The sequence below is a fragment of the Cupriavidus phytorum genome, from assembly GCF_003254285.1.
Taxonomy (GTDB): domain Bacteria; phylum Pseudomonadota; class Gammaproteobacteria; order Burkholderiales; family Burkholderiaceae; genus Cupriavidus; species Cupriavidus phytorum.
Genome location: NZ_QKZN01000001.1, coordinates 1,080,595 through 1,106,905, shown reverse-complemented (window position 1 = coordinate 1,106,905; position 26,311 = coordinate 1,080,595). Strand labels below are relative to the sequence as shown.

General features: G+C 69.4%; 27 protein-coding genes. 17 read left to right on the top strand and 10 right to left on the bottom strand.

Features of this window, described 5'->3' with window-relative positions; translation table 11 throughout:
• Window positions 1-33: 33 nt before the first annotated feature.
• Both C7416_RS04765 and C7416_RS04760 read left to right on the top strand, forming a co-directional pair.
• On the top strand, window positions 34-1,602 hold the full coding sequence (locus C7416_RS04765; RefSeq protein ID WP_111517338.1) for a sulfatase-like hydrolase/transferase: 1,569 nt from the start codon (window positions 34-36) through the stop codon (window positions 1,600-1,602).
• Window positions 1,603-1,815: 213 nt separating this feature from the next.
• On the top strand, window positions 1,816-2,340 hold the full coding sequence (locus C7416_RS04760; protein WP_111517337.1) for a host attachment protein: 525 nt from the start codon (window positions 1,816-1,818) through the stop codon (window positions 2,338-2,340).
• Window positions 2,341-2,394: 54 nt separating this feature from the next.
• Here the strand turns inward: C7416_RS04760 and C7416_RS29080 are convergent, their stop codons facing one another.
• The gene (locus C7416_RS29080) at window positions 2,395-2,646 is read right to left on the bottom strand and encodes a hypothetical protein (RefSeq protein WP_147308996.1); all 252 of its coding nucleotides are present in this window, start codon (window positions 2,644-2,646) and stop codon (window positions 2,395-2,397) included.
• A gap of 271 nt (window positions 2,647-2,917) precedes the next feature.
• Entirely contained in the window at window positions 2,918-3,628 is a 711-nt protein-coding gene (locus C7416_RS04750; RefSeq protein WP_111517335.1) for a GntR family transcriptional regulator, read from the bottom strand.
• Window positions 3,629-3,799: 171 nt separating this feature from the next.
• Between C7416_RS04750 and C7416_RS04745 the strand changes: the two genes are divergently transcribed.
• The 7 genes from C7416_RS04745 to gabD all read left to right on the top strand — a co-directional run bounded on the left by C7416_RS04745 (window position 3,800) and on the right by gabD (window position 11,421).
• Window positions 3,800-5,470 carry a GMC family oxidoreductase gene (locus tag C7416_RS04745; protein ID WP_111517334.1) on the top strand — a complete coding sequence of 557 codons (1,671 nt, stop codon included), beginning with the start codon at window positions 3,800-3,802 and terminating at the stop codon, window positions 5,468-5,470.
• Window positions 5,471-5,511: 41 nt separating this feature from the next.
• Window positions 5,512-6,423, top strand: coding sequence for a TauD/TfdA dioxygenase family protein (locus C7416_RS04740; RefSeq protein WP_111517333.1), 912 nt, complete (start codon window positions 5,512-5,514; stop codon window positions 6,421-6,423).
• Between the two features lie 29 nt (window positions 6,424-6,452).
• Entirely contained in the window at window positions 6,453-7,874 is a 1,422-nt protein-coding gene (locus tag C7416_RS04735) for an aldehyde dehydrogenase family protein (RefSeq protein WP_111517332.1), read from the top strand.
• Between the two features lie 192 nt (window positions 7,875-8,066).
• Window positions 8,067-9,281 carry an AI-2E family transporter gene (locus C7416_RS04730; RefSeq protein ID WP_111517331.1) on the top strand — a complete coding sequence of 405 codons (1,215 nt, stop codon included), beginning with the start codon at window positions 8,067-8,069 and terminating at the stop codon, window positions 9,279-9,281.
• 105 nt (window positions 9,282-9,386) lie between these two features.
• The gene (locus C7416_RS04725) at window positions 9,387-9,602 is read left to right on the top strand and encodes a hypothetical protein (RefSeq protein WP_111517507.1); all 216 of its coding nucleotides are present in this window, start codon (window positions 9,387-9,389) and stop codon (window positions 9,600-9,602) included.
• Window positions 9,603-9,687: 85 nt separating this feature from the next.
• Entirely contained in the window at window positions 9,688-9,900 is a 213-nt protein-coding gene (locus C7416_RS04720) for a DUF3079 domain-containing protein (RefSeq protein ID WP_111517330.1), read from the top strand.
• Between the two features lie 72 nt (window positions 9,901-9,972).
• Window positions 9,973-11,421: an NADP-dependent succinate-semialdehyde dehydrogenase gene (gene gabD, locus C7416_RS04715; RefSeq protein ID WP_111517329.1), complete on the top strand. Its 1,449-nt coding sequence runs from the start codon at window positions 9,973-9,975 to the stop codon at window positions 11,419-11,421.
• A gap of 12 nt (window positions 11,422-11,433) precedes the next feature.
• Here gabD and C7416_RS04710 read toward each other — a convergent pair whose 3' ends face one another.
• The 3 genes from C7416_RS04710 to C7416_RS04700 are packed head-to-tail and all read right to left on the bottom strand — an operon-like array spanning window position 11,434 to window position 13,462.
• Complete coding sequence (locus tag C7416_RS04710; protein WP_111517328.1) at window positions 11,434-12,267, bottom strand: hypothetical protein; 834 nt, start codon at window positions 12,265-12,267, stop codon at window positions 11,434-11,436.
• 27 nt (window positions 12,268-12,294) lie between these two features.
• A complete protein-coding gene (gene flhD / locus C7416_RS04705) occupies window positions 12,295-12,648 on the bottom strand; it encodes a flagellar transcriptional regulator FlhD (RefSeq protein WP_111517327.1) in 354 nt (117 codons plus the stop codon).
• A gap of 1 nt (window position 12,649) precedes the next feature.
• Entirely contained in the window at window positions 12,650-13,462 is an 813-nt protein-coding gene (locus C7416_RS04700) for a Crp/Fnr family transcriptional regulator (RefSeq protein WP_111517326.1), read from the bottom strand.
• A 261-nt stretch (window positions 13,463-13,723) separates the two neighbouring features.
• Between C7416_RS04700 and C7416_RS04695 the strand changes: the two genes are divergently transcribed.
• Window positions 13,724-15,697 (top strand): PAS domain-containing hybrid sensor histidine kinase/response regulator, encoded by a 1,974-nt coding sequence (locus tag C7416_RS04695; RefSeq protein ID WP_111517325.1) that lies wholly within the window; start codon window positions 13,724-13,726, stop codon window positions 15,695-15,697.
• A gap of 113 nt (window positions 15,698-15,810) precedes the next feature.
• A complete protein-coding gene (locus tag C7416_RS04690; RefSeq protein ID WP_111517324.1) occupies window positions 15,811-16,791 on the top strand; it encodes a Bug family tripartite tricarboxylate transporter substrate binding protein in 981 nt (326 codons plus the stop codon).
• A 40-nt stretch (window positions 16,792-16,831) separates the two neighbouring features.
• Here C7416_RS04690 and C7416_RS04685 read toward each other — a convergent pair whose 3' ends face one another.
• Both C7416_RS04685 and C7416_RS04680 read right to left on the bottom strand, forming a co-directional pair.
• Window positions 16,832-17,662 (bottom strand): IclR family transcriptional regulator, encoded by an 831-nt coding sequence (locus C7416_RS04685; protein ID WP_111517506.1) that lies wholly within the window; start codon window positions 17,660-17,662, stop codon window positions 16,832-16,834.
• A 5-nt stretch (window positions 17,663-17,667) separates the two neighbouring features.
• Window positions 17,668-18,495 carry an IclR family transcriptional regulator gene (locus C7416_RS04680; protein ID WP_111517505.1) on the bottom strand — a complete coding sequence of 276 codons (828 nt, stop codon included), beginning with the start codon at window positions 18,493-18,495 and terminating at the stop codon, window positions 17,668-17,670.
• A 311-nt stretch (window positions 18,496-18,806) separates the two neighbouring features.
• Here C7416_RS04680 and C7416_RS04675 point away from each other — a divergent pair, with 311 nt between their 5' ends.
• From C7416_RS04675 to C7416_RS04660, 4 genes are all read left to right on the top strand, one after another.
• Complete coding sequence (locus C7416_RS04675) at window positions 18,807-19,766, top strand: MBL fold metallo-hydrolase (RefSeq protein ID WP_111517323.1); 960 nt, start codon at window positions 18,807-18,809, stop codon at window positions 19,764-19,766.
• 60 nt (window positions 19,767-19,826) lie between these two features.
• Complete coding sequence (locus C7416_RS04670; protein WP_111517322.1) at window positions 19,827-21,569, top strand: FAD-dependent oxidoreductase; 1,743 nt, start codon at window positions 19,827-19,829, stop codon at window positions 21,567-21,569.
• A gap of 36 nt (window positions 21,570-21,605) precedes the next feature.
• A complete protein-coding gene (locus C7416_RS04665; protein ID WP_111517321.1) occupies window positions 21,606-21,830 on the top strand; it encodes a DUF2783 domain-containing protein in 225 nt (74 codons plus the stop codon).
• Between the two features lie 149 nt (window positions 21,831-21,979).
• A complete protein-coding gene (locus tag C7416_RS04660; protein ID WP_111517320.1) occupies window positions 21,980-23,347 on the top strand; it encodes an MFS transporter in 1,368 nt (455 codons plus the stop codon).
• Between the two features lie 56 nt (window positions 23,348-23,403).
• On the opposite strand, the gene C7416_RS04655 is transcribed toward C7416_RS04660, so the two are convergent.
• Window positions 23,404-23,712, bottom strand: coding sequence for a hypothetical protein (locus C7416_RS04655; RefSeq protein WP_010814535.1), 309 nt, complete (start codon window positions 23,710-23,712; stop codon window positions 23,404-23,406).
• Window positions 23,713-23,885: 173 nt separating this feature from the next.
• On the opposite strand from C7416_RS04655, the gene C7416_RS04650 reads away from it, so the two are divergent.
• Together C7416_RS04650 and C7416_RS04645 are read left to right on the top strand one after the other, a co-directional pair.
• Window positions 23,886-24,107 carry a DUF2188 domain-containing protein gene (locus C7416_RS04650; protein WP_018007233.1) on the top strand — a complete coding sequence of 74 codons (222 nt, stop codon included), beginning with the start codon at window positions 23,886-23,888 and terminating at the stop codon, window positions 24,105-24,107.
• A gap of 59 nt (window positions 24,108-24,166) precedes the next feature.
• Window positions 24,167-25,552, top strand: coding sequence for an erythromycin esterase family protein (locus tag C7416_RS04645; protein ID WP_111517319.1), 1,386 nt, complete (start codon window positions 24,167-24,169; stop codon window positions 25,550-25,552).
• A 47-nt stretch (window positions 25,553-25,599) separates the two neighbouring features.
• Here C7416_RS04645 and C7416_RS04640 read toward each other — a convergent pair whose 3' ends face one another.
• Together C7416_RS04640 and C7416_RS04635 are read right to left on the bottom strand one after the other, a co-directional pair.
• Window positions 25,600-25,917 (bottom strand): hypothetical protein, encoded by a 318-nt coding sequence (locus tag C7416_RS04640; protein WP_062803001.1) that lies wholly within the window; start codon window positions 25,915-25,917, stop codon window positions 25,600-25,602.
• Between the two features lie 98 nt (window positions 25,918-26,015).
• The gene (locus tag C7416_RS04635) at window positions 26,016-26,291 is read right to left on the bottom strand and encodes a BON domain-containing protein (RefSeq protein WP_111517318.1); all 276 of its coding nucleotides are present in this window, start codon (window positions 26,289-26,291) and stop codon (window positions 26,016-26,018) included.
• Window positions 26,292-26,311: the final 20 nt, after the last annotated feature.

Below are 26,311 nucleotides of genomic sequence, written 5' to 3'. Positions count from 1 at the left end.
GGCGCCAGCCGGCTTCCCGCAACCTTACCGACCATGACGATCCGCAACACCCTTTTCATCATGTGCGACCAGCTGCGGCGCGACCATCTCGGTTGCTACGGGCACCCGACGCTGCGCACGCGCAATATCGATGCCCTGGCCGCGCGTGGCGTGCGCTTCGACCGCGCCTATGTCACCTCCGGCGTCTGCGGCCCCAGCCGCATGAGCTTCTACACCGGCCGCTACGTCAGCAGCCACGGCGCCACCTGGAACCGCGTGCCGCTGTCGGTCGGCGAAGTCACGCTGGGCGAGTACCTGAAGGACAGCGGCCGCGCGCTGGCGCTGGCGGGCAAGACCCATGTGATGCCCGACCACGCCAACCTGAAGCGGCTGCACCTGGACGGCGGCACCGAGCTGGAGACGCTGCTGCGCAGCGGCCACTTCACCGAAGTCGACCGCCACGACGGCCATCATGCCGAGCCGCGCAGTGCCTATGCCGACTGGCTGCGCCGGCAGGGCTACGACAGCGCCGACCCGTGGACCGACTATGTGATCAGCGCCGAGAACGCGCACGGCGAGATCGTCTCGGGCTGGCACATGCGCAATGCCGGGCTGCCCGCGCGCGTGGCCGAGCCGCACTCCGAGACCGCCTATACCGTTGGCCAGGCCATGCAGTACATCGCGGCGCGCGGCGACGATCCGTGGGTGCTGCACCTGTCGCTGGTCAAGCCGCACTGGCCCTACCTCGCGCCCGCGCCGTACCACGCCGCCTATTCGCTGGACGACTGCCTGCCGCTGCAGCGCCACGAGGCCGAACTGGAAGACCCGCATCCCGTGCTGTCGGCGTATCGCACGCAGGAGGAATGCGCCAACTTCATGCGCACCGAGGTCTCCGACACGGTACGCCCCGCCTACCAGGGGCTGATCCAGCAGATCGACGACCGGCTCGGCCTGCTGTGGGAACAGCTGGAACGGATGGGCCGCTGGGACGACACCCTGATCGTCTTCACCGCCGACCATGGCGACTTCCTCGGCGACCACTGGCTGGGCGAGAAGGAGCAGTTCTACGACACCGTGCAGAACATCCCGCTGATCGTCTACGACCCTTCTCCGCAGGCCGATGCCACCCGCGGCACTGCGCAAGACAGCCTGGTCAGCGCGGTCGACGTGGTCCCGACGGTGCTGGATGCGCTGGGGCTGCCGCCCGCCGACCACCGCGTCGAAGGCCGCTCGCTGCTCGACCTGACGCGCGCCGCCGCGCGCGACGGCGCGGGTGCGTGGCGCGATGCCGTGGTCTCCGAGCTGGACTATGCCTACCGCGGCGCGCGCGTCGCGCTGGGCCGCCATCCCGGCGAATGCCGCGCGTGGATGGTGCGCGACGCACGCTGGAAATACGTGCACTGGCAGGGCTTCCGGCCGCAGCTGTTCGACCTGCACAACGATCCGCAGGAATACTTCGACCTGGGCGCCGATCCCGGGCATGAAGCCGTGCGCAGCGCCATGCGGCTGCGCCTGCTGGACTGGTTCTGCACGCTCAAGCCGCGCGTGACGGTGACCAACGAAGAAGTCGCGGCCAAGACCAATGTGTACAAGCAGGCCGGCGTGTTCTTCGGCGTGTGGTAACCGGATCGCTGCCGCCCTGGCCTGAGCGCCCAGTGCCGGTTGCCTGAAAAAGTTGCACGGTTTCCCTGTCGATACTGCAACCGTGTGCCGCGACCGGCATCTCAGGCCGCTTATGGCGCCGCCTGCGGCCAAAGCGCGGCGGCGGGACGGATGGCGTATCCCTTGCAACAGGTGCCGGAGGGCCCTGTGTTCGGGCCGGCAACCGGAGCGATCATGAAGAACATCTGGATCCTGGTGGCGGACGAATCCGTCGCCCGCATCTTTGCCTCGCATGGCGACAGCGCCCCGCTGGAAGTCATCAAGGAAATCACCGACGCGGCCGCGCATGCCGACCGCGCCGATCTGCGGCGCGACGCCTACGGCCGCCGCGGACAGGCCGCCGCCCAGGGCGATGCGGGACATCCCGGCGCTCACCAGGTTGGCCCGTCGACGGTCACGTCTTCGGCGGGCGAGGACGAGCTGCACCAGGAAGCGCAGCTGTTTGCGCGGCGCGTGGCCGATTACCTCGACGACGCGCGCAACAAGCAGCGCTTCGATGAACTGGCGCTGATCGCGGCGCCGCGCTTCCTGGGGCTGTTGCGCAAGACGCTGCCGCCGAGCGTCACCGATCTGGTCACCAGGGAAATCGACAAGGACTTCAAGTACGTGGCGAACAACGACCTGCAGCAGCGGCTGGCCGACGAGGGCATCGTGCCGGCGCGGCGCGACGAACGCGTCAATACCAGCCGCGACCGTTAGCGCGGAGGCACGACAACGCAGCCGCCCGTGCTGGCGCAGGCGGCTGCGCCGTCGTCAGCGGGCGGTGCCGGAACCGCTGGCGGCGCCACTGCTGCCGCTCGAGGTACCGCTCGGGCTGGTGGTGCTGGTCGCGCCGGAGGTGCCGGTGGATGTGCTGGCGCCAGGCGTGGTGCGGCTGCGGTTCTGTTCCGTCACCGAACCCGACCCGGACAGCGAGCCAGAGCCGCTGGTGCTGCCGGTGGCGGTGCAACCCGCCAGGATGCCAAGTGCTAGCAAGGCTGTGCCGATGCGTAAGGGTGTTTTCATGTTGTCCTCCATCTGGCAGGTTGGCGGCAAGCCTTGCTGCATGGCGCAGCCTGCCGGCGGGGCGCCGATGGCGCCGCTGCGCTGGAGAAGACGCAACTGACGTACCAGATTGGGAAGGACGGGTGCAGCGCTGCGGCGAAGCGGGCACGGCCGCACAGCGTGCCCTGGCCGCAGTAAGAAGTACGTGCGGGCGGTAAAAGTTACCGTGCGGGTACCTGAAGACTGGCCGCGCCAGCGCGGTTGCGGTGCTCGCTTCCGCCGCTCCCGCGCTTTAGCGCGTCAGCGTCCACTTGTAGGCATAGCGGTCCGGGCGGAACAGCAGGTCCGCGCAGAACAGCGGCGTGCCTTCGATGTCATAGGGCGTGCAACGCAGGCGCAACAGCGGCAACCCTTCGGCGACGCCGAGCTTGCGCGCCACATCGGCCGGCGCCGGGATGGCGCTGGCTTCCATCGCCACGTCGCGAAAGCGATACCCCAGCCGGCTTTCGAACAACGCCATGGCATCGTTGGTCTCGACATCTTCCTGCACCAGGCGGCGCATCAGCGGCTCGGGCCCCATCAGGTTGAAATAGGCGACCGCCACGTCGTCCCAATAGCGCACCGTGGCCACGCTCAGCACCTTCTCGCCCGGCTGCAGGCTCAGCGCCGCCGCCACATGGGGCGGCGCCCGCAACAACCGCACCGATGCCAGCTTGCCGTAAGCCAGCTGGCCGCGCGCCCGGCCGGTCTCGTAGAAACCTGTCAGCGCGCCCAGGCTTGGGGTATCGGCCGGCCGCGTCACGAAACTGCCCTTGCCATTCACTTTCTCGATCAGGCCGGCGTTGTGCAGGCCGGACAGGGCCTGCCGCACGGTGATGCGGCTGACGCCGAACTCTGCCATCAGTTCGGCCTCGGACGGCAGCTTCGCCCCGGGGCCGAAGGTGTTGCTGGCGATTCGCTGGCGAATCTCGCTCTCGATCTCTTTGAACCTGGGCAGTGCCACGTCTGTCCCGCCCCGCGGGCGGCTCCGAACTGGGTGAGGCGGATTATACCTATCATGACAGGTCGCGTCATAACCTATTGACCTGTTATAACAGGTAATGGCAGTATCCGTCGTCACCAGCGCTCTGCGCCCCCACCCCACTGCATGCTGGCAACACAGGAGACAACGCAATTGGATACCAGGGCAAATGACACCGCCGGCGCGCCGACGGAGTTCGACTACATCGTCATCGGCGCCGGATCGGCGGGCTGTGCCGTGGCCGGCCGCCTGGCCGAGGACGCCAGCGTCACCGTGGCGCTGCTCGAGGCGGGACCGCATGACCACCATTACGCGATCTGGGCGCCGGTCGGCATCGCCGCCGTGGTGCCCAAGGCCGGGCCGCGCAATTACGCCTACTACACCGAGCCGCAGCCGGGCCTGAACGGCCGCCGCTCCTACCAGCCGCGCGGGCGCTGCCTGGGCGGCAGCTCGTCGATCAACGGCATGGTCTATATCCGTGGCCACCGGCGCGACTATGACGACTGGGCCGCGCTGGGTTGCCGCGGCTGGGGCTATGACGAGGTGCTGCCCTACTTCCGCCGCAGCGAGCGCAATCCGCGCCTGGGCGGGCAGCCGGACGCGCTGCATGGCAGCGACGGGCCGCTGCACGTCAGCGACCTGCGCTCGCCCAACCCGTTCGCGCAGCGCTTCGTCGAGGCCGCGATGCAGGCCGGACTGCCGCGCAACGACGACTTCAACGGCGCCACCCAGGAAGGCGCCGGCCTGTACCAGGTGACGCAGCGCAACGGCGAGCGCTGGAACGCGGCGCGCGCCTACCTGCACAGCGGCAATGCGGCCGACACCGCGCTCAACGGCGGCCGCCGCGGGCTGGCGGTGATGACCGACACGCAGGCACTGCGCATCCTGTTCGACGGCAAGCGCGCCACCGGCGTGGAAGTGGTCCGTGGCGGCACGGTGCAGGTGCTGCGCGCACGGCGCGAGATCGTGCTCAGCGGCGGCGCCTTCAATTCGCCGCAACTGCTGCTGGCCTCGGGCATCGGCCCGGCCGCGCACCTGCGCGAGGTCGGCATCGACGTGGTCCACGAACTGCCGGGCGTGGGCGAGAACCTGCAGGACCATCTCGACATCATCGTCAACAAACAGCTGCAGAGCACCGAGCTGTTCGGCAAGACCGGCCGCGGCATGCTGAAGCTGGCGCGCGAGGTGATGCGCTACCGCCGCACCCGCACCGGCATGGTGACGTCCAATATCGCCGAGGCCGGCGCGTTCCTGCGCAGCCGGCCCGAACTGGAAATCCCCGACGTGCAGCTGCACTTCGCGGTGGCGCTGCTCGGCAACCGCAACCTGGGCAATCTCGGCCACGGCTATTCCTGCCATGCCTGCGTGCTGCGCCCGAAGAGCCGCGGCCACGTGCGCCTGCGCAGCGCCGACACGCGCGAAGCGCCGCTGATCGATCCGCGCTTCCTGTCGGCAGAGGAAGACATGGCCGGCATGGTCGAAGGCGTGCGCGCGATTCGCCGCATCTTCGCCCAGCCCGCACTGGCGCAGCACGGCGGGCGCGAGGTGCTGACCGACGCGTTCGGGCCCGACAGCAGCAACGAGGCAGCGATCCAGGACTTCGTGCGCAACCATGCCGATACGGTCTACCACCCGGTCGGCACCTGCAAGATGGGCGTCGACGACATGGCCGTGGTCGACCCCGAACTGCGCGTGCGCGGCGTGCAGGGCCTGCGCGTCGCCGATGCCTCGATCATGCCGACCCTGGTCGGCGGCAACACCAACGCGCCGGCCATCATGATCGGCGAAAAGGCCGCGGACCTGCTCAGGGCCGCGCTCCGCTGAAACCCACCTGCATTGGCACAAACACTAGCAAGGAGACCATCATGCAAGCCGCCGCACCCGCCACCATCAGCCCGCAAGACTACCGGGCGCTCGAGCAGGAGCCGTTTCCCTTCACCGTGCGCCGCTGCACGCCGACCATCGGCGCCGAGGTCGAGGGCATCGATTTCCGCGAGACCCTGGACCACGACACCTATCTCTCGCTGCGCCGCGCACTGCTGAAGTACAAGGTGCTGTTCTTCCGCAAGCAGGCCATCACGCCGGCCCAGCACGTTGCGGTGGCGCGGCGCTTCGGCGAGCTCGAAGTCCACCCGATGTTCACCAACCATCCGGAGCATCCGGAGCTGGTGGTGTTCGGCCGCAACGACAAGACCCGCGGCCGCGAGAACCTGTACCACTCCGACGTATCGTGGCGCGAGATCCCGTCGATGGGCTCGATGCTGCGCTGCCTGGAGTGCCCGGAGGTCGGCGGCGACACCATCTGGATCAACATGGCCGCGGCCTACGACAACCTGCCGCAGGAGATGAAGGACCGCATCGCCAGGCTGAAGGCGGTGCACGACGCCATGCCGGCATTCGGCACCGCCCTGAGCGAGGAAAAATACGCCGAGATGCGCGCCAAGTATCCGCCCATGGTGCACCCGGTGGTACGCACCCATCCGGAAACCGGCGAGAAGATCCTGTTCGTGAACGAGGCCTTCACCACGCATTTCGCCAACTTCGCCAAAGAACAGCCGTACCGCTTCGGTTCCGATTTCCGGCCGGCGGAACTGGACCTGATGCAGTACCTGTACCGCCAGGCCGCCGCGCCCGAATATCAGGTGCGCCTGCGCTGGCAGCCCGACACGATCGCGCTGTGGGACAACCGTTCGACCCAGCACTACGCCGTGCAGGACTACTTCCCCGCGGTGCGCCACATGAACCGCGCCACCATCATCGGTGATCGTCCGGTCTGACCGATCGCGAACTTACCAAGGCAACCGGCATGCATATCGTCGACAAGTTCTATATCCAGGGCCAATGGGTGCAGCCCGCTGCAGGCGCTACCCAGGCCGACATCATCGACCCGGCCACCGAAGCGGTGGCGGGCAGGCTCGCCATGGGCACCGCCGCGGACGTGGACCGCGCCGTCGCGGCCGCGCGCGAGGCCTTCCCCGCGTGGTCGGTATCCACCCGCGAAACCCGCATTGCGCTGCTCGAGCGCATCATCGCCGCCTACCAGGCGCGCATTCCCGACCTGGCGCAGGCGGTGCGCCAGGAGATCGGCGCACCGATCACGCTGGCCACCAACCTGCAGGCGGCAATCGGGCTGGGGCAATTGCAGGCAACGTTGCAGGCGCTGCGCGACTTTGCCTTCGAAAGCCCGCGCGGCAAGAGCGTGGTGCTGCGCGAAGCCATCGGCGTGGCCGCGCTGATCACCCCGTGGAACTGGCCGCTGAACCAGATCGCGGCCAAGGTGGCGCCGGCACTGGCGGCCGGCTGCACCGTGGTGCTCAAGCCCTCGGAGATCGCGCCGCTGGACGCGCAGATCTTCGCCGAGATCATGGATGCCGCCGGCACGCCGCCGGGCGTGTTCAACATGCTCTATGGCGAAGGCCGCGTGGTCGGCGCCGCGCTGTCGTCGCATCCTGGGGTCGACATGGTGTCGATCACCGGCTCGACCCGCGCCGGCGTCGAAGTGGCCATCAGCGCCGCCCCCACGGTCAAGCGCGTGGCACAGGAACTTGGCGGCAAGTCGCCGCTGATCGTGCTGGACGACGCCGACCTGCAGGCCGCGGTGACCAGCGGCGTGGCCCAGTGCATGGTCAATTCGGGCCAGACCTGCGTGGCGCCCACGCGCGTGCTGGTGCCGCGCGCACGCTACGAGGAAGCGGTGCAGATCGCCGCGGCGGTGGCCAATGCGGTGAAGGTCGGCGATCCCTCCGATCCTGAAACCAAGATGGGCCCGATCTCCAACCGCGGCCAGTACGACAAGGTGCAGCGCCTGATCGGCGTCGGCATCGAGGAAGGCGCCCGGCTGGCCGCCGGCGGCCCGGGCCGCCCCGACGGCCTGGCACGCGGCTTCTATGTCCGCCCGACCGTCTTTGCCGACGTGCGCAACGACATGGCCATTGCCCGCGAGGAAATCTTCGGGCCGGTGCTGTGCCTGTTGCCGTACGACAGCGAAGAGGAAGCCGTGGCCATCGCCAACGACACCGAGTTCGGCCTGGCGGCCTATGTCGCCTCGTCCGACCCGGCGCGGGCGCGCAGGCTGGCGGCGCGGCTGCGCGCCGGCAGCGTGCGCATCAACGGCGCGATGATGGATATCACCGCGCCCTTCGGCGGCTACAAGACTTCCGGCAACGGCCGCGAGTACGGTCCCGAAGGCATCGCCGAGTTCCTCGAGACCAAGACCGTGACGGGCTGAAGCCGCCCGGTCCGCGATACGACGCCCGGCCGCCAGCGCCATGCCGGCCGCCGGGCGGTGTCGTTTGCGCGGCGCATGCTTGCGCGCTGCCGCGCTTGTCTGACACCGGCAGGCGGCGCCGTCCGACAGCCATCGCCTGCCAGCAAGCTATCTTCGAGGGTAGCGCCAGGCCTTTTGCCGAAGCGCCTGGCTATGTCGACCGTTCCCGATCCCACTGCCCCGGGGCTGCCGCCAGCGCAGCCCGTCCCGCAACTGACCGACGATGGCCGCCCTGCAGGCGCCCCCGCGGATCCGTCCACGCCAGTGCCCGCGCTGCTGACCGATGCCGCAGTTGCCGGCGCGCTGCATCGCGCCAGCACCGCGCTGATGGTGCTGGCGGTGCTGTTCTCGCTGTACGCCGTGCACGTGGCGCGCGACTTCCTGGTGCCGGTGGTGATCGCGGTGGTGATGGCCTACCTGCTCGACCCGCTGGTGTGCGCGCTGCAGCGGCTGGGGCTGCCGCGCTCGCTGGCCAGCACCATCGTGCTGCTGGCGCTGCTCGCCGCCCTGCTCAGCGGCGCCTACCTGCTGCAGGGGCAAGTCGAATCGATGGTCAACAGCCTGCCGGAGATGGCCAGCAAACTGTCGCGGTCCGTCGGCGCTCTGCTCAGCGGCGACGACTCGATGTGGCAGAAGATACGCCGCGCCGCCACCGTGCTCAGCGGCACCGGCCAGCCGCCGCCGGCGCGCGGCACCCACGTTGTCGTGGAGCAGTCGGCTGGCCAGATCAACAACATGCTGCTGGCCGGCTCGGTCAGCATCTTCACCATGGCCGCGCAGGCGGTGGTGGTGGTGTTCCTGCTGTATTTCCTGATGCTTGCCGGCGACACCTTCAAGCGCAAGTTCATCAAGATGGTCGGCACCACCATCTCGGAGAAGAAGATCAGCGTGCACATGCTGGACGAGGTCAACCGCTCGATCCGCCGCTACATGGGGATGCTGCTGGTGACCAACGCCGGCCTGGGCGTGTGCACCTGGCTGCTGCTGAAATGGCTTGGAGTCGACAATGCCGGCAGCTGGTCGATCGCGGCGGCAGCGCTGCACCTGGTGCCCTACTTCGGCGCGCTGGCAATCGCGCTGTGCCTGGGCATGGTCACCTTCATGCAGTTCGGCACGCTGGGCATGGCGGCCGCCGCGGCGGGCGGCTCGCTGCTGATCGCCACGCTGATCGGTTCGGTCATCACCACGTGGATGACAGGCCGCATGGCGCGCATGAATGCGGTCGCGGTATTCGTGGCGCTGCTGCTGTTCACCTGGCTGTGGGGGGTGTGGGGGATGCTGCTCGCGATACCGCTGATCACCATCGCCAAGGTGGTGGCGGATCACATCGAAGGCATGGAAGTGGTGGCCGAGTTCCTTGGCGAGTAGCGTGCGTTCGCGCACCTGTCGCATCGGAGCTGCACCGCTATACTGAAACAGCGAATGCTGCACCACAGCATTACAGGCGCAGCCATTCGCGCGGAGGAAACCACCATGTCTCTATGCGACCTGTGCGAGTCGCAACTGGACCGCCCCGGCCATGTGCCGCCGCATCCGCAACTGGCGATCTCGGCGACGCTGCGCATGGCGAGCGGACAGAATGCGTTCGTGTACCGCTGCGCCAGCTGCGGCCAGACTCTGCTGCTTGCGTCCGATGACGAAGAAGCGCCGGACCGCTGGACGCGCCTCGACGCCGACGGCTGGCGTTGATGCTGGCCCGGCGTCACAGCGCTGTTGGTGCCGCCTTGATCCCGCACAAGTCCGGGATCCGGAAGCGTCGACATAATGGGCCATCATGGCCAAGAAATTTCCCATCCATCCCAGCCATCCCGAGCGCATCTGCTGGGGCTGCGACCAATACTGCCCGGTCGACTCGATGCGCTGCGGCAACGGCTCCAGCCGCACCCAGCATCCGGTCGAACTGCTCGGCGACGACTGGCTCGAATGCGGCGACTGGGGCATCGAGGCGCCGCCCGCCAAGGCACCGTCCGGGACCACCCCCGGGTAGCGGGATTACAATCGTTGTCTCCGGCCCAACGACAAAGACCCGGCGCCACTGCCGGCGTACACCGAGACAACCATGCTGAACCTCCAGGATTCCTCGCTGCTGCGGCAGCAGTGCTTGATCGACGGCCGCTGGATCGATGGCGAGCGCCACATCGACGTGACCAATCCCGCCACCGGCGAGCGCGTCGGCAAGGTGCCGCAACTGGGCGCCGAAGAGACCCGCCAGGCCATCGAGGCCGCCAACCGCGCGCTGCCGGCGTGGCGCGCCCGCACCGCCAAGGAACGCTCGGCGCTGCTGCGCAAATGGTTCGAGCTGATCATGGCGAACCAGGAAGACCTGGCCCGCATCATGACCGCGGAGCAAGGCAAGCCGATCGCCGAGGCGCGCGGCGAGATCGCCTACGCGGCCTCGTTCATCGAGTGGTTTGCCGAGGAAGGCAAGCGGGTCTATGGCGATACCATTCCCGCCCCGGTCAGCAACCAGCGCATCGTCGTGACCAAGGAACCGGTCGGGGTCTGTGCCGCGATCACGCCGTGGAACTTCCCCGCCGCGATGATCACCCGCAAGGCCGGCCCGGCGCTGGCGGTCGGCTGCACCATGGTGGTCAAACCCGCCTCGCAGACACCGCTGACGGCACTGGCGCTGGTGGCCCTGGCCGAGCGTGCCGGCATCCCCGCCGGCGTGCTGTCGGTAGTGACCGGCTCGGCCAGCGCGATCGGCGGCGAGATGAGCAGCAATGCGCTGGTGCGCAAGCTGACTTTCACCGGCTCGACCGAAGTCGGCCGCGTGCTGATGGCGCAGACCGCCGCCACCATCAAGAAGGTGTCGATGGAACTGGGCGGCAATGCGCCCTTTATCGTGTTCGACGATGCCGACCTCGACGCCGCCGTCGAAGGCGCGATCGTTTCCAAGTACCGCAATGCCGGTCAGACCTGCGTCTGCGCCAACCGCATCTACGTGCAATCCGGCGTGTATGAGGCGTTTGCGCAGAAGCTGGTGGCCGCGGTGGCGGCGCTGAAGGTGGGCAACGGCATGGACGACGGCGTGCGCATCGGCCCGCTGATCGACGACAAGGCCGTGGCCAAGGTCGAGGAGCATATCGCCGATGCGCTCGGCAAGGGTGCCCGCGTGTTGCAAGGCGGCCAGCGTCACGCGCTCGGGCACTCCTTCTTCCAGCCGACGGTGCTGGCCGACGTCGCGCCCGGCATGCTGGTGGCGCGCGAGGAAACCTTCGGCCCGCTCGCGCCGCTGTTCCGCTTCGACACCGAGGACGACGTGGTCGCGATGGCCAACGACACCGAGTTCGGCCTGGCGAGCTATTTCTACGCGCGCGACCTGGGCCGGGTCTGGCGCGTCTCGGAACGGCTGGAATACGGCATGGTCGGCGTCAATACGGGCCTGATCTCGAACGAGGTGGCGCCGTTCGGCGGCGTCAAGCAATCCGGCGTGGGCCGCGAGGGCTCGCATTACGGCATCGACGACTACCTGGTGATCAAGTACACCTGCATGGCCGGCATCTGACCTGGCGCGCCCTCAGCCCGCCGTGTCTGCGGCGTGCCGGGGCCCGGACTGTGGCGGCGCCAGCCGGCAGCTGTCCCGAAAGCGCGCGATCTGGTCATGCAGCTGCTGCATCTGTTCGACCCGGAAGCTGGCCCGCTCCCGGCTGTAGCGGGTGCCGGACTCATACAGCGCGCCGTCCGCGGCGCGGGCCAGCCCCTCCAGCACCTGCGCCAGCGCGCGTCCCTCGACGCTGCGGTGCCGCCGCAGGCGCCAGGACAGCGCCTCCTGGCCCTGGTCGAGCAGGTTCTGCTGCAGGTAGCCAAGCCGCTCGGCAAGGCTTTGCGCATCCTGCAACACCGACAGATAGGCGCATACCACCGCCAGCCGCTGCTGCATCTCGCCGCCTGACAGCAGCTCGCGCGCGCACGCGCCCCAGGCCTGCGCCTCGGGCCCGTGGTCCTGCCCGCCGCATTCGCGCACATAGATGTCCAGCGGCAGCACCGATACCGCCAGACCGGGCGGCAGCACGCTGGTGAAGCGGCTGGCGATGGCTTGCTGCAGGGTGCGGTCGAGCGCGACGCACGTCTTGATGTCCGCATCGACGTGGAAGTCCAGCGCCGGCTGCCGGCCATGGCCTACCGAGACCACCGCCCGCACCGGCGGGTGCCCCGCCATCGCCAGCGTTTCCAGGCCGGCTTCGATGCAGCGCTGCTCGGCGGCCTCGGCGCCGAGAGCCTGGACGATGTCCTGCATCTGCAGCGTGCCGGCGATTTCGGTGCGGTCGATCGCGGGCCGCCAGCCGCCGCGGCGGTCGGCGGCCATGGTGGTGCGCTTCAGATCGACATGCGTGATCGCATTGCCCGTCATATACCCTCCGATTCCAGAAGTCGTGTCTCAATCCCGCCGCGATGCCATCACGATCGCGGCATGCATGCCGTGCAAGGCGTGCGCCGGCTCGGCCCCGGTCAGTGCGGCCACCAGCACGATGTCATCCAGCCGGAAGCGGTACAGCATCACGCTGGACCGCGCCAGCGCGATGGTCTGCGCCGGCGTCAGCGATGCCAGCAGGCGGCCCATCTCGCGCCCGAGGCCGAGCCGGAACAACGCCTCGGCCTCGTTCTCGCGCATCAGCCGCTGTACCAGCAGCAGGTAGGACAGGTTCAGCGCCTCGATCTGGCGCAGGCGCTCGGCGTCCGTTTCCCGGCGCGTGTCGGGATCGCTTGCTGCGGGTGTCCTGGCCGGTTCCATGTCAGCCTCGCGCGGGTGCGGTTGCGTCGCCGGCCCTGCGCAAGCGCGGCGCGGGCGCATGGGCGAGGATCATCGGGCGCGCGGCAATGGCCCGCAGCGCGGCCTTGTCGAGCAGCGTGATGGTGCGGTGCCGTACCGTGATCAATCCAACTTCGGCCAGCCGCGAGAACTGCCGGCTGACCGTTTCCAGGGTCAGGCCGATATAGCTGCCGATTTCCTCGCGGCTCATGCGCAGTACAAAGGCCGACGATGAAAAGCCGCGCAGCGCAAAGCCGTCCGCCAGCCACAGCAGGAACGTCACCAGGCGCTCTTCGGCGGTCATCAGCGCCAGCATGGTCTGCACCGCCCGCGCGCGCTGCAGCTGGCCGTCCAGCGCCAGCAGCAGCTGCCGGCCGAGCGGCGCGAGCGTGGCCGCGGCCAGGCGCAGCGCGTCTACGGTGAACAGGCACAGCTTGGTGTCTTCCAGCGCGGTGGCGTACGACGCATAGTGCGGGCGCACCAGGCTGTCCAGCCCCACCATGTCGCCGGGAAAGTGGAAGGCGAGCACCTGGGTGCGCCCGTCCTCGGTAGTGACATGGGTCTTGATGGTGCCGACGCGAATGGCATAGACCGATGTCACCGGGTCTCCCATCAGGTACAGGAATTCGCCCTTGCGCAGGCGCACCATGCGTTGCGCCACTTCAATGCCCGGTGCGCCCGGCGCGCCGCGGGCCTGGCCGGCCGGTGCGCAGTCAGGGCAGGCGCCGGCCATCTGGCAACACGTGCTGCACGGCATGGCTTCGCGCTGCGGCTGGCGATCGTCGGACTGTGTCATCGGCGCTGTGGGCTGTGAGACCTTGAGAACCTCGTGCGTCCATTCTATGGAGCCCTCCTGGCCAGACAATCCGTACATTCCGATTCCCGGCACGGAAGCGTCCGACTTGTCGCGCGCCGGCCCGCCGGGACGTCCGTGCTGCAGTCCGTGCTGCACTTGGCCGCGCAGGCGGCTGCCAGCGAAGCGCAAGCAGGCGTATCCTTACCGGACCATCAGGATTGGATGCGCCGGCAGCGCCGGCACGTCGCCCCAACCCATTCCATGACAAGACGCCCCCCCGACGATCCACAGCCCCTTGCCGGCAACGCCAGCAGCCCCGAGGCCAGTGGCCCCGACTATCCGAACGCCGACACCCCCTACCGGACGCTGGTGGAAGCCGTGCAGGACTACGCCATCTTCACGCTCGACGTGGGTGGCCATGTCTCCAGCTGGAACAAGGGCGCGGCGCGCATCAAGGGCTACCGGCGCGAGGAGATCCTGGGCAAGCATTTCTCGCACTTCTATACGCCCGACGCGGTAGCCCGGCGCTGGCCCGACGCCGAGCTCAAGGCGGCCGCCGAACTTGGCCGCTTCGAGGACGAGGGCTGGCGCGTGCGCAAGGACGGCAGCCGCTTCTGGGCCAACGTCGTCATCACCGCCCTGCGCGACCCCGACGGCCGGCTGATCGGCTTCGGCAAGGTCACGCGCGACCTGACCGAACAGCGCCGCGCCGCCGAGGCGCTGCGCCAGAGCGAGGAATCGCTGCGCCTGCTGGTGGAGGGGGTCAAGGACTACGCGATCTTCATGCTCGACCCCGGTGGTCATATCGTCAGCTGGAATTCCGGCGCGTCCTATATCAAGGGCTACCGCCGCGACGAGATCATCGGCCGCCATTTTTCGCTGTTCTATCCGCAGGAGGACATCGCCGCGGGCAAGCCGGCGCGGCACCTGGACCTGGCCCGGCGCGCCGGGCGCATCGAGGACGAGGGCTGGCGCGTGCGCAAGGACGGCTCGCTGTTCTGGGCCAATGTCACGCTGACCGCCGTCTACGACGATTCGCGCGCGCTGCGCGGCTTTGCCAAGGTGACGCGCGACATGAGCGAACGCCGCCGCCGCGAGGAACTGGAACGCTCCAGCCAGCGGCTGAACGAATTCCTGGCCACGCTTTCGCATGAGCTGCGCAATCCGCTGGCGCCGGTGCGCAGCGCGCTGACCGCGATGCGGCTCGCCCCCGGCGACGGCGCGCTGGCCAATCAGAGCCTGGCCCTGATCGAGCGCCAGGTGACGCACCTGAGCCGGCTCGTCGACGACCTGCTCGATATCGGGCGCATCACCTCCGGCCGGATCGAACTGCGCACCGGACCGGTGGAACTCGACGAGATCATTGGGCTGGCGATCGAGGGCGCGCGCCCGGCGCTCGATGCCAAGTCGCAGCGCGTCGACGTGCAGGGCACGCCCGGCGCGATCCGCATGGATGCCGACAAGACCCGGCTGGTGCAGGTGCTGCAGAACCTGGTGCTCAATGCGTCGAAGTTTTCACCGCCCGGCTCGGTGGTGACGATTGCCGCGGCGGTGCAGAACCGTACCCTTGAGCTGCGGGTGACCGACCAGGGCCGCGGCATCTCGCCGCATGCGCTCGAGGACATCTTCCAGCTGTTCGTGCAGGAAAGCCGGCCGGGCACCGATGTGCAGGGCGGACTCGGCATCGGCCTGTCGCTGTGCCGCTCGCTGGTGGAGTTGCACGGCGGCACCATCGCGGCCACCAGCGCCGGGCCGGGGCTGGGCAGCACCTTCACGGTACGGCTGCCGCTGCCGGCCGCGCGCCCCTCCGACGAGGTGCACCGCGCCGCCCTGCCTGCCGCCGGCCATGACAAGGCCGACCTGCAGGTGCAGCGCATCCTGCTGGTCGACGACAACCGCGACGCCGCCGACAGCCTGGCGATGCTGCTCGAGATGTGCGGCCACGAGGTAACCATCGCCTACGACGGCTCCGAAGCCCTGCACGTGGCGCCGCGCTGCCGCCCGCATATCGCGCTGATCGACCTGGCTATGCCGGGCATGGATGGCTTCGAGGTGGTGCGGGCCATGCGCGGCGTGGCGGGCACCGAATCCACTCGTTACGTCGCGCTGACCGGCTTCGGCCAGCCGGCGGACCGGCAGCATACCGAGGCCGCCGGCTTCGATGCGCACCTGGTCAAGCCGGTGGAACTGGAAACCCTGTTCGGCACCATCGCGCGCCTGCGCCAGCCCGACTGAGCGGCACCGCATCCGGCCGAACCCGACCTTCGCCAATCCCGAACCCGCGCGCGCCGCCGCTGCGACACACTGACGCCCGTTCCATCGCAACAGACCAAGGAAAGGAGACAGCGATGCAGGGTTGGATCAGGCGTGCGGCCATGGGGCTGCTGTTTGCATGCGCGGCCACGGCCGCCGGCACCGCGCTGGCGGACTACCCCGACAAGCCGGTGCGGCTGGTGGTGCCGTTCCCGCCGGGCGGCGCCACCGACCTGCTGGCGCGCGAGATCGGCAACGCGCTGTCGGCGCGGCTGCAGCAGCCGGTGGTGATCGACAACCGCCCCGGTGCGGGCGGCAACCTGGCGGCGATCGCCGTGGCGCGGGCCCCGGCCGACGGCTACACGCTGCTGTTCGGCACCTTCGGCTCGCTGGCGGTGAACAAGAGCCTCTATGACAAGCCCGGCTACGACCCGCTCAGGGACTTCGCGCCGGTGGCGTCGGTGGCCTACCTGCCCAACGTGCTGGTGGTGCATCCCAGCGTGCCGGCGCGCACCGTGCCGGAACTGCTGGCGCTGGCGCGCAAGGAGCCGGCCAAGCTGACCTACGGCTCGTTCGGCAACGGCTCGTCGTCGCACCTGGCGGGCGAGCTGTTCACGCACATGGCCGGTGTCGATATCACGCATATTCCGTACAAGGGCAGCGCCGCGTCGATGACCGACCTGATCGGCGGGCGCATCACCATGATGTTCGACAGCGTCTCCACGGCGCTGCCGTATATCCGCGACAAGCGCGTGCGCGCGCTGGCGGTGACCACGCAGAAGCCGTCCGAACAGTTGCCCGGCGTGCCGACGCTGGCCGCCGCCGGCGTGCCCGGCTACGAGCTGACCGCATGGTTTGGCGTGGCGGCCCCGGCGGGAACGCCCAAGGCCGTGATCGACCGCCTCAACGGCGAGATCGTGGCCGCGCTCAGGCAGCCGGACCTGGCGGCCAGGCTGGCCAGCCAGGGCACGGTGCCCTTCCCCGCCACGCCGGCGCAGTTCGGCAGCTATATCCGCGCGCAATACGAGAAGTGGGACGGCCTGATCAAGTCCGCCAATATCAAGCTGGACAACTGACCCGTTGGCGTGATGCGGCCTGGGGCGGCCTCAGGCGGCGTCAGGCGGCCTCGGGTGCGCCGAAGCGCCACGACAGCCGCGCCGCCGCCTGCCGCACCAGCGCGGCGGTGGCGCCTTCGGTGCCGCTGTCGAAGCTGCCGCTGGAACCCATCACCGCGATCACCAGCGCCAGGCTGCCGGTGTGGTCGAACACCGGCGCCGCCAGCGTGTCGATGCCCGGCACGGGGTGGCTCAGCGCATTGTCGATGCGCGCCGCGCGCACCTGCGCCAGCCGCGCGGCGTAGCCCGGCGCCAGCTTGCCGCCGGGCCCGAGCACCTGCTCGGCGGGAGCGCCCGCCATGCGTAGCGCATCGTTCCGCAGCAGGCCCGCGAGCACGTTGGCCGGCAGGTGCGCCGCCACGGTGCGGCCGATGGCGGTGTGGACCAGCGACAGCACCGTGCCCACGCGCAGGCTGACATGCTGCGGCCGCGCCGATTCTTCCAGCCGCACCACGGTGGGCCCCAGCGGCCCCAGCACCGCCATCGCCACGCTCAGGCCCGTGGTCCCGGCCAGCTCGATCACCTCCGGTTCGGCCTCGCGCGTCGGCGACAGCCGCTGCAGCGCGATCAGTCCCAGTTCCAGCGCCAGCGGTCCGCACTGGTAGTTGCCGGCGGCATCGCGCGCCAGCAGCCCGGTCTTCTGCAAGCTGACCAGGTGCGGAAAGGCCTTGGCCGCCGGCATGCCCGCGGCCAGCGCCAGGTCGCGCAGCGGCAGCGGCCGTCCGGCGGCCACCAACGCGCCCAGCAACTGGCCGGTGCTGTCGAGCGACTGGATGCCGCGCTGCGGCTTGCCGCCGTCGAGGTCCTGCGGGGTTTCGCTCACGTCGCTCATGCCGTTCATGCCTGTTCACCGTCCGGTTCGCGCAGCGCCGCGCCGATCTCCGCGCCCGCGGAAAGCAGCGCCCGCGCCGCCGCGCCGTGCCAGTCGACGTCGATGGCACCGGTCGATCCCACCAGCGTCAGCACCAGCCGCAGCGCGCCGGCGCCGTCGAGCACCGGCACGCTGAGGCTGCTGACGGCCGGGCTGGGCGCATCGATGCTGCGCTCGATGCCGCGTGCGCGGATTTCCGCCAGCCTGGCGCCGAACGCGGCCAGGTCCGCCGCGGTGGCTTCCGGTTGCTGCGCCTGCCATAACGGCTGCCACTGCGCCGGCGGCTGGAAGGCGCAGAACACGCGGCCGGTGGCGGTGGCTGCCAGCGCCATGACCGTGCCCACGTGCAGGTTGACGTGCAGCGGCGCGGTGGCCGGCACATAGCGCACGATGGTCGGCCCCTGCGGCCCGGCCAGGCAGATCGCCACGCTGCAGCCCAGCGCCTGCGCCAGCGCGTCCGCGCGCGGCAGCGCGGCGCGCCAGGCGGCGTCCTGCTCCAGGTGCAGCAGGCCCAGGCGCAGCGACAGCGGTCCGGGCTCGTAGCGGCCGGACAGGTGGTCGCGCTTGATCAGGCCCAGCCGCGCCAGGCTGACCAGATAGGCATGCGCCTGCGCCGGCGCCAGCTGCGCCGCGTCGGCCAGCGCCGCCAGCGGCATCGGCACGCGCGCCGCGGCCAGCGCCGCGAGCAGGCGCGCGCCCACCTCCACGCTCTGGATGCCGCGCTGCGCCTTGTCGGCACGCGCCGCCGGTGCGCTCGCCGGCGTTACCGCTGTCCCCGCCCTGGGTCTGGCCATCAACGTCATGTGTGGTCGGAAAAACCGGATATTAATCGAACGCCTCCCGGATCCCGCCGCACGCGGGTTTACCCCCATCTCGATCCCGCCGAAGTTCGTCGCTTCGATTATTTGTCATAGGCTAATCATTTCGCTATTGATTAATTCGACGACCTTTCCTAAGATGGCATTACCCCGTCGCGCCACGGCAGACCCAGCCGTGCGACATCCCGAAATCCATACGAACGGGGGCGAGACAGCCAGTGCCACGCCGCATGCGCGTGCGGCCATTCCCGCGCGGTCCCGCCCTGCCCACAAAAGGAAAAGACGCCATGTCCAAGGCATTCGCATCGCAGGCCGACCTGGAAGCCAAGCAGATCACCTTCACCCAGCTGTCCGAGAACGCGTGGGCCTATACCGCCGAGGGCGATCCCAACTCCGGCGTGGTGATCGGCGATGACGGCGTGCTGATCGTCGACACCACCGCCACGCCGGCGATGGCGCAGGACCTGATCGCGCGCATCCGCACCATCACCGACAAGCCGATCAAGTACGTGGTGCTGTCGCACTACCACGCCGTGCGCGTGCTGGGCGCGTCGGCGTACTTTGCCGAGGGCGCGCAGCAGATCATCGCCAGCCGCGGCACCTACGAGATGATCGTCGAGCGCGGCGAGGCCGACATGAAGTCCGAGATCGAACGCTTCCCGCGCCTGTTCGCCGGCGTGGAAACGGTGCCCGGCCTGACCTGGCCGACGCTGGTGTTCGACAAGGAGATCACCCTGTTCCTGGGCCAGCTGGAAGTGCGCATTGCCCACCTGGGCTCGGGCCATACCAAGGGCGACACCGTGGTGTGGCTGCCGCAGCAGAAGGTGCTGTTCTCCGGCGACCTGGTCGAGTACGACGCCGCCTGCTACTGCGGCGACGCGCAGCTGGCCGAATGGCCGGCCACGCTCGACGCGCTGCAGGCGCTGAACCCCGAGAAGCTGGTGCCCGGCCGCGGCCCTGCGCTGACCACGCCGGATGAAGTGAAGAAGGGCATTGCCTACACCAAGGACTTCGTCACCACGCTGTTCAAGTCCGGCCAGGAAGCGGTGGCGGAAAAGCTCGACCTGAAGGCCGCGATGGCGCACACCCGCCGCGCCATGGACCCGAAGTTCGGCCACGTCTTTATCTACGAGCACTGCCTCCCCTTCGATGTCTCGCGCGCCTACGACGAGGCCAGCGGCATGCGCCACCCGCGCATCTGGACCGCCCAGCGCGACAAGGAGATGTGGGCCGCGCTGCAGGACTGACGACGGCATATCAGCAAGCCATCGCACAACAGAGATATTTCAGGTGGAGGAGACACAAGCATGAACAGCATCGACTACCAGCGGCTGACGTTCGCCTACCAGCCCTGCGCGGAACAGCAGCGCGCCGGGCAATCCGCTGAGGCCGCGCCCGCGGCAATGCATCCGGTGGTCGTGGTCGGCGCCGGCCCGGTGGGGCTGGCCACCGCCATCGACCTGGCGCAACGCGGCGTGCCCGTGGTGCTGGTGGACGACGACTGCACGCTGTCCACCGGTTCGCGCGCGATCTGCTTTTCCAAGCGCACGCTCGATATCTTCGACCGCCTCGGCTGCGGTGAGCGTATGGTCGACAAGGGCGTGCGCTGGCATGTCGGCAGGGTGTTCCTGCGCGACGAGCAGGTCTACAGCTTCGACCTGCTGCCCGAGAGCGGCCACCGGCGCCCGGCCTTCATCAACCTGCAGCAGTACTACCTCGAAGGCTACCTGCTGGAGCGCGCGCAGGCGCTGCCCAATATCGAGATCCGCTGGCGCAACAAGGTGGTCGGCGTGGAAAGCCGCCGCGCGCCTGACGCCGGCGTGGTGCTGACCGTCGAGACCCCGGACGGCTGCTACCCGCTGGCCGCGCGCTACGTGGTGGCCGCCGACGGCTCGCGCAGCCCGATGCGCACCCTGCTGGGCCTGGACAGCAAGGGCCGCACCTTCCGCGACCGCTTCCTGATCGCCGATGTCAAAATGGAAGCCGAGTTCCCGGCCGAGCGCTGGTTCTGGTTCGACCCGCCCTTCCATCCGCACCAGTCGGTGCTGCTGCACCGGCAGCCGGACAATGTCTGGCGCATCGACTTCCAGCTGGGCTGGGACGCCGACCCGGTGCTGGAAAAATCGCCCGAGCGCGTGATCCCGCGGGTGCAGGCGCTGCTGGGCAAGGACGCGAAGTTCGAGCTGGAGTGGGTCAGCGTCTACACCTTCTCCTGCCAGCGCATGGACAGCTTCCGCCACGGCAATATCCTGTTCGCCGGCGATGCCGCGCACGGCGTCTCGCCGTTCGGCGCGCGCGGTGCCAACAGCGGTGTCCAGGACGCCGAGAACCTGGCGTGGAAGCTGGCCTACGTGCTGCAGGGCCACGCGTGCGACCGCCTGCTCGACACTTACGCCAGCGAGCGCGAATTCGCCGCCGACGAGAACATCCGCAATTCCACCCGCTCGACCGACTTCATCACGCCCAAGAGCGCCGCCAGCCGCGTGTTCCGAGACGCGGTGCTGGCGTTGTCCAGGCGCCATGCGTTCGCGCGCGCCCTGGTCAACAGCGGCAGGCTGTCGGTGCCGGCCGTGTTGCACGGCTCGCCCCTGAATACCGAAGACGCCGCCCCCGATGCTGCCGGCAACCTGGTGCCTGGTGCGGTCTGCTGCGATGCGCCGGTGTCCGGCGTTGACGGCGCGGGCTGGCTGCTGTCGCACCTCGGCGGTGATTTCACCTTGCTGGTGTTCGGCAATCCTGAGGCCATCAATGCCGGCACGCTGGCCGACCTGGCCGCGCTGAAGCAGGCCGGCACGCCGCTGCAGCTGGTCTATGTCACCGACGCCGCGCAAGCGGCCATGACCTGCACCCACGCCACCGTGCTGCGCGACGACCAAGGCCTGGCGGCGGCACGCTACGGCGCCACGCCCGGCACCTGCTACCTGGTCCGACCCGACCAGCATGTATGCGCACGCTGGCACCGTCCCGACCCCGCCGCGATCCGCGCCGCGCTGGCGCGCGCCACCGGCGCCGACCTGCGCGCGCCGCAGCCGGGCCGCATGGCCGCCTGATTGCCCGGACGCCAGCCCTGCCCTACGGAGATTGCCATGCCCAATTCGCTCAACACCCAACCCAACCTGGCGCGGCCCGACGACTTCTACGAAGCGCTGATCGAGATGCACCGCGACCTCGACGAGGCCCAGAGCCAGGCCGCCAACGCGCAGCTGATCCTGCTGCTGGCCAACCATATCGGCGACCACGATGTGCTGCTGGCGGCGATGGCCGAAGCGCGCGCCGGCGTCGTCGCCAGCCCGGACACGGCGCCGGCCTGACCGCATAGCCAGGCGCAGGCGCGGCCCAAGCCTGCGCCACGCGCTGGCCTTCAACCCATCCCGGGACCAACGCGCACCAGACGCGGCCCACTGGCGGCAACCGCCCGGCTGCCTGCCGCCGCAGCCACCACCGCACGGAGACAACATCGATGAGCCATCCGGTCTCAGGGGAGCTTTCGTCCCTATCCAGCCTGGCGCCTTCCGCCCCGGCCGCGCCAACCCCCGCAGCACTCGCCGCGCGTGACGAGGATGCGCTTTACCGCAAGGTCTGGCTGCGCATCATTCCCTTCCTGTTCGTCTGCTACGTGGTGTCGTTCCTGGACCGCATCAACATCGGCTTCGCGCAGCTGCAGATGAAGCACGACCTGGGCTTCAGCGACGCCATGTACGGCCTTGGCGCGGCGGTGTTCTACGTCGGCTATGTGCTGTGCGAAGTGCCGAGCAACATGCTGCTGGCGCGCTTCGGCGCGCGCCGCACCTTCACCCGCATCATGGTGCTGTGGGGCACCGTGTCGGTGGCGATGATGGCGGTGTCGACGCCGGCGCAGTTCTACGCGCTGCGCTTCCTGCTGGGCGTGTTCGAGGCCGGCTTCTTCCCCGGCATCGTGCTGTACCTGACCTACTGGTTCCCGGCGCGCCGGCGTGCCGCGGTGATGGCGATCTTCTTTGCCGGCGTGGCGGTGGCGGGCGTGCTGGGCGGGCTGGTGTCCGGCTGGATCATGCGCGACATGGCCGGCGTGCTGGGGCTGCAGGGCTGGAAATGGATGTTCGCGATCGAAGGCGCGCCCGCGGTGCTGCTGGGGCTGGCGGCCGCGCGCCTGCTGGTCGACGGGCCGCAGCAGGCCGGCTGGCTGAGCGAGCGCGAGCGCGCCCACCTGCTGCGCGACACCGCCGCGCATACCCAGGGCGGCGGCCATTCGCTGCACGCGCTGCGCCAGGTGCTGCGCAACCCGCGCGTGTACCTGTTCGCCTTTATCTATTTTTCGCTGACCTGCGGCTCGCTCGCGCTCAGCTTCTGGATGCCGCTGATGATCCGCGATTTCGGCGTGACCGACGTGATGTCGGTGAGCCTGTATTCGGTGGTGCCCAATGCGGTGGGCGCGGTCGGCCTGATCCTGATCGCGCGGCACTCGGACCGCACCGGCGAGCGCCATCGCCATTTCCTGCTGTGCACCGCGGGCGGCGCGCTGGCGCTGGCGGCGCTGACCTTGCCGCTGCCGGGGCTGGCCGCGATGCTGGCCATCCTGTCGGTGGCGGCGGTGCTGATCTTTGCCGCGCTGCCGGTGTTCTGGGCGCTGCCGCCGGGCTACCTGCCCGGCGCGGGCAGCGCAGCCGGGATCGCCTTCATCAGCAGCATCGGCATCACCAGCGGCATCGTCAGCCCGTGGGTAATCGGCCAGATCAAGATGCGCACCGGCAGCCTCGACCATGCGCTCTACCTGCTGGCGGCGCTGCTGCTGGCAAGCGGCCTGGCCATGTGGCTGGGCGTGCCGAAACAGCCCGCGCGGCCGGCGTGAGCCAGGCCTCGGGAAACCTCAATTCCGGATGGTCCGCACCCGCACGGGTGCGGCGTTCAGTGGGATCGGCCGCAGGGAATCACGGAGGCGATTTCCTCCCGCATCACCTCGACCACATCGTCGATTTCCAGCCCCTCGGCGGTGACCAGCACGTCCTGTCCGCGCCCGATGGCGTAGACCACGCCGCGCCAGCGGCCGGGCTCGACGGCCTCGCACAGGCGGATATTGAATTCGGTGTCCTGGTCCTGGCTATACACCGTCACCAGGTCGCCCACCTGGGGAGTGCGCACCGCTTCTCCGTCGAACGCCCGGGCCACCACGGTCACCGGCGACTGCGTCAGCCCCCTGGCAAATCTTGCACGCATGGTCCGCTCCTCTGATTGCGATCCAAGTCCAGCTTACAAGAGGCCGGACAAATAACCAGGGATTTCCATCGGAAAGTGGAACCGGAAGCGCTTCGCGCCTGTCAGACGCCGCCGGATAGACAGCGCGCACAGATCGACCACAATAAAAGGACCGATATCCGAGGAGACCCGACATGGGCAGCAACATACACGTCGTTCCGCACGACGAAGGCTGGGACGTCATCCACGAAGGCGCACGCTACGCCGAATCGCACCATGCCACGCAGGAAGAGGCGGTCGCCGCCGGCACCTCGCAGGCCCAGCGCGAGCATGTCGAATTGCTGATCCATGGCCGCGACGGCCAGATCCGCTCGCGCAACAGCTTCGGCCACGATCCCCGCACCATTCACGGCTGACCCGCGCTGTTTGCCGCAACGCTGAGGATGCCGGCACGCTGCCGGCACCCCGCGCCACCATGCCACAACACCGCGCCGACCCGCACGCCGTGGCAGCCATCGCTGCCGCGACCGTGCCGTGGCCGGCGATCGACCACGCGGCCGAGAGCCCGTTCACCGGTTCCTTCGCCAACGCTGCCGCGGCGCTCGCCGATCGGCTTGGCCATCATCGCGTCGTGCTGCTGGGCGAGAGCACGCACGGTACCGCCGAGTTCTACCACGCCCGCGCCGCGCTGACCGCGCAGCTGGTGGCCCGGCACGGCTTCGGCATCATCGCGGTGGAGGCAGACTGGCCTGACGCCGCGGCGGTGGACCGCCATGTGCGCGGGCGCCCGCCGCGCCCCGCCGAATCCCCTGGCGCCGCCTTTACGCGCTTTCCGGTCTGGATGTGGCGCAACCTAGAGGTGGCGCGCTTTATCCGCTGGCTGCACGCGCACAATGCCGCGCTGGCGCCGGCCCGGCGCGCCGGCTTCTTCGGCCTCGATATCTACAGCCTGGGCGCCTCGATGGCGGCGGTGCTGGCTTACCTGGAGGGCGTCGATCCCCGCGCCGCGCAGGCTGCGCGCGAACGCTATGGCTGCCTGGAACCGTGGCGGCGCGACCCGGCGCGCTACGGCCGCGCCGTGCTGCACGGCACCCATGAAGACTGCGAGGACGCGGTGGTCGAACAACTTCAGGCCTTGCTCGACAAGCGCCTCGCCTACGCGCGCGACGGGCACGAGGACTTCCTCGACGCCGCGCAGAATGCGCGCCTGGTGGCGTCGGCCGAGCGCTACTACCGCGTCATGTACCACGGCAGCGACGACAGCTGGAACCTGCGCGACACGCATATGTTCGAGACCCTGGAGCAGTTGCTGCACGCCCATGGGCCGGCATCGCGCGCGGTGGTGTGGGCGCACAACTCGCATATCGGCGATGCGTCGCAAACCGAGATGGGCACCAGCCAGGGCCAGCTGAATATCGGCCAGCTCTGCCGCGAGGCCTTCGGCGACGCGGCCGCGCTGGTCGGCTTCAGCACCTACGACGGCACCGTCGCGGCGGCAACCTCGTGGGACGGGCCGATGGAAATCAAGCAGGTGCGTCCCGCGCGGGCGGACAGCTACGAACACCTGTTCCACGCAGCCGGCCATGCGCAGGGGTGGACAGATTTGCGCGGGGACGGTGTTGACGACGGCAAGGGTAGCGCCGTGCACGCCGAATTACGAGAACTGCTGATGCCCGCGCGGCAGGAGCGCTTTATCGGCGTGATCTACCGCCCGGAAACCGAACTGCAGAGCCACTATGCACGCGCCATCCTGCCGCGGCAGTTCGACGTGCTGGCGTGGTTCGACCGCAGCAGCGCAGTACCGGCGCTGCCCGCGGCGCCGGCACCGGGCGCGCCCGAGACCTGGCCGTCGGGTCTCTGAAACGCTGGCGCGGCCCGGCTGCTCCTGGCTCGGTGATTTTGCCTCGGTTATTTGCGGCTCTTCGGCGCCTTCGGTTCCGAAGCCGGATAGTCATACCGTTGCGGCGATTGCGGCCCCTCGTTGACGGCGGGGCTGGCCGGCGTGGCAGGCGTTGCCGGTGTGGCGCGGGTGCCGGGACCGCCCGGCGTTGCGGGTGTGGCCGGCGTTGCAGGGGTGGCGCGGCGCGTGTCGCCCTGGCCTGGCATGACATCCGAGGCCGACGTGCCCGGCGCGCGCGTGTCGGCGCCAGGGCGAGTGGTGGTGGTCTGGGCCCACGCGGGGGCGCTGAGCAGCGCGGCCAGCGCAAGGATCGCGGTGTATCTCATGACAGTCTCCTTCCTCGTTCATCCATCGCTGATGGCCGGCCGCGTTCGGCAGTGGCCGGAACTGGCTCCGTTGCGAAAGCCATGCCAGGACGCGCAGCTCAGCCGCCGGTGCGGTCGGGCGCGACCTCGATGTGATTGACGACCTCGCGCCCGCCGGCATGCATGCGCACGCAGGCTTCGATCGCGTCGCGGTCAGCGGCGCTGCCGATCGCGCCGCGCAGCGTGATGCGGCCTTGCGCCACGTCCAGCGCGATCTCGCTGACGTCGAGGCCGCTCTCCCACAAGCGCTCGCACAGCGAGGCCTGCAGCGCGGTGTCGGCCGCGCCCACGGCGTTGCCGCGCGGGTTGGTGTCCGCCTTCGTGGAACCGGGCATGGGCATGGTCTCCGCGCCGC

Coding starts and splice junctions, on each gene's coding strand:
- C7416_RS04765 (WP_111517338.1), top strand. CDS start 34: ATGACGATCCGCAACACCCTTTTCATCATGTGCGACCAGCTGCGGCGC.
- C7416_RS04760 (WP_111517337.1), top strand. CDS start 1,816: ATGAAGAACATCTGGATCCTGGTGGCGGACGAATCCGTCGCCCGCATC.
- C7416_RS29080 (WP_147308996.1), bottom strand. CDS start 2,646: ATGAAAACACCCTTACGCATCGGCACAGCCTTGCTAGCACTTGGCATC.
- C7416_RS04740 (WP_111517333.1), top strand. CDS start 5,512: ATGCAAGCCGCCGCACCCGCCACCATCAGCCCGCAAGACTACCGGGCG.
- C7416_RS04735 (WP_111517332.1), top strand. CDS start 6,453: ATGCATATCGTCGACAAGTTCTATATCCAGGGCCAATGGGTGCAGCCC.
- C7416_RS04730 (WP_111517331.1), top strand. CDS start 8,067: ATGTCGACCGTTCCCGATCCCACTGCCCCGGGGCTGCCGCCAGCGCAG.
- C7416_RS04725 (WP_111517507.1), top strand. CDS start 9,387: ATGTCTCTATGCGACCTGTGCGAGTCGCAACTGGACCGCCCCGGCCAT.
- C7416_RS04720 (WP_111517330.1), top strand. CDS start 9,688: ATGGCCAAGAAATTTCCCATCCATCCCAGCCATCCCGAGCGCATCTGC.
- gabD (WP_111517329.1), top strand. CDS start 9,973: ATGCTGAACCTCCAGGATTCCTCGCTGCTGCGGCAGCAGTGCTTGATC.
- C7416_RS04710 (WP_111517328.1), bottom strand. CDS start 12,267: ATGACGGGCAATGCGATCACGCATGTCGATCTGAAGCGCACCACCATG.
- flhD (WP_111517327.1), bottom strand. CDS start 12,648: ATGGAACCGGCCAGGACACCCGCAGCAAGCGATCCCGACACGCGCCGG.
- C7416_RS04700 (WP_111517326.1), bottom strand. CDS start 13,462: ATGACACAGTCCGACGATCGCCAGCCGCAGCGCGAAGCCATGCCGTGC.
- C7416_RS04695 (WP_111517325.1), top strand. CDS start 13,724: ATGACAAGACGCCCCCCCGACGATCCACAGCCCCTTGCCGGCAACGCC.
- C7416_RS04690 (WP_111517324.1), top strand. CDS start 15,811: ATGCAGGGTTGGATCAGGCGTGCGGCCATGGGGCTGCTGTTTGCATGC.
- C7416_RS04685 (WP_111517506.1), bottom strand. CDS start 17,662: ATGAGCGACGTGAGCGAAACCCCGCAGGACCTCGACGGCGGCAAGCCG.
- C7416_RS04680 (WP_111517505.1), bottom strand. CDS start 18,495: ATGGCCAGACCCAGGGCGGGGACAGCGGTAACGCCGGCGAGCGCACCG.
- C7416_RS04675 (WP_111517323.1), top strand. CDS start 18,807: ATGTCCAAGGCATTCGCATCGCAGGCCGACCTGGAAGCCAAGCAGATC.
- C7416_RS04670 (WP_111517322.1), top strand. CDS start 19,827: ATGAACAGCATCGACTACCAGCGGCTGACGTTCGCCTACCAGCCCTGC.
- C7416_RS04665 (WP_111517321.1), top strand. CDS start 21,606: ATGCCCAATTCGCTCAACACCCAACCCAACCTGGCGCGGCCCGACGAC.
- C7416_RS04660 (WP_111517320.1), top strand. CDS start 21,980: ATGAGCCATCCGGTCTCAGGGGAGCTTTCGTCCCTATCCAGCCTGGCG.
- C7416_RS04655 (WP_010814535.1), bottom strand. CDS start 23,712: ATGCGTGCAAGATTTGCCAGGGGGCTGACGCAGTCGCCGGTGACCGTG.
- C7416_RS04650 (WP_018007233.1), top strand. CDS start 23,886: ATGGGCAGCAACATACACGTCGTTCCGCACGACGAAGGCTGGGACGTC.
- C7416_RS04645 (WP_111517319.1), top strand. CDS start 24,167: ATGCCACAACACCGCGCCGACCCGCACGCCGTGGCAGCCATCGCTGCC.
- C7416_RS04640 (WP_062803001.1), bottom strand. CDS start 25,917: ATGAGATACACCGCGATCCTTGCGCTGGCCGCGCTGCTCAGCGCCCCC.
- C7416_RS04635 (WP_111517318.1), bottom strand. CDS start 26,291: ATGCCCGGTTCCACGAAGGCGGACACCAACCCGCGCGGCAACGCCGTG.